General features: G+C 37.0%; 2 protein-coding genes. Both read left to right on the top strand.

The features are described 5' to 3' along the window. The first annotated feature begins 177 nt into the window (after positions 1-177). Positions 178-633, top strand: coding sequence for a cell wall hydrolase (locus tag V7056_RS20430; RefSeq protein ID WP_499704220.1), 456 nt, complete (start codon positions 178-180; stop codon positions 631-633). A 204-nt stretch (positions 634-837) separates the two neighbouring features. Further along, positions 838-1,008 carry a PIM7 family immunity protein gene (locus tag V7056_RS20425; RefSeq protein ID WP_499704219.1) on the top strand — a complete coding sequence of 57 codons (171 nt, stop codon included), beginning with the start codon at positions 838-840 and terminating at the stop codon, positions 1,006-1,008. The last annotated feature ends 28 nt before the right edge of the window (positions 1,009-1,036 follow it).

Here is a 1,036-nt window from a genome sequence, read left to right as displayed (position 1 = left end):
TGTATATGGTAATAGGAAAATAGGAATGGGGTCGGGGATCCTACCCTTGAAGCCTTGCTTTTTGGACATTGATTAATAACCTTCTTTCCTAGAGAATGTAATTATCATTTCTAAAAGCGAGGTTTTTTAACGTAAAAAGTTGTGGAAAATCATATCATGAATAAAGGGGGTTTTTCTATGACTCGAATAAAATACAATCAAAGTGATGTTGAATTATTGGCAAGATTAATCCGAACCGAAGCAGAAGCGGAAGGACAAAGGGGGATGTTATCTGTTGGTGCTGTCGTGATAAATCGAGCATTGGTCAAGTGTTCAGATTTCAAAAATGTTGATACAATTCGAGAGGTCATTTATCAATATCATGGGAGCGACGCTTCCTTCGACGCGATTCAATCGCCATCTTTTTATCAAAGAGCGACCGAGCCTTATTTGAAGCTTGCTAGACAAAATTTACAAAATTGGCGACTATATCCTGCTGTGTATTCTTTGTGGTATTTCAATCCATCGGGAGCGGGAGTTCAAAATACCAAGTGTCCGCCTACATGGTATGGTCAGCCTTTTGCGGGAGTTTGGAAGAATCATTGTTTTTATGAGCCGACTGGGGCGGAATGTGCGGAAATTTACCAAATATAAAATAAAAAAAGAGCCGAAATTGGCTCTTATTTTCCTTCCCAAAGTATGTCAGTGAAGTCGTTGAATGTTATTTTTGAAACTCCCTAGTGTAGCAAGTCGTCGCTGTAAATGATTTCATTTGTACGCTTTAAAAGAATGAACCGAACCCCATTCTAATTGCTGGTGGACCGTTCATAAAAAATTAAAGATTCATATGATAATATCATGTTAGTAAGAGTTATGAACGTTTTATTGTGGAGGATAAACTTGAGAAACCAACAATGGAGTAAAGTAAAGAAAAAGTTTAACCTTTATAAATGTTCAATGGTAATTCCAATGATGGACTGCCAGATTACCTGTAAGAATATCGATATTAAAGTTCCATTCATCAATTAACTGGCGCTTAAGTTGTATAACACCAAAG

The sequence above is a fragment of the Bacillus sp. JJ664 genome (assembly GCF_036962205.1).
Taxonomy (GTDB): Bacteria; Bacillota; Bacilli; order Bacillales; family Bacillaceae_G; genus Gottfriedia.
Note: the sequence above shows the minus strand (reverse complement) of the source record. Positions and strands in the feature narration are given on the sequence as shown.

What these genes read in the sequence shown, in the direction of transcription:
- V7056_RS20430 (WP_499704220.1), top strand. Translation starts at nt 178, where the DNA reads ATGACTCGAATAAAATACAATCAAAGTGATGTTGAATTATTGGCAAGA.
- V7056_RS20425 (WP_499704219.1), top strand. Translation starts at nt 838, where the DNA reads ATGTTAGTAAGAGTTATGAACGTTTTATTGTGGAGGATAAACTTGAGA.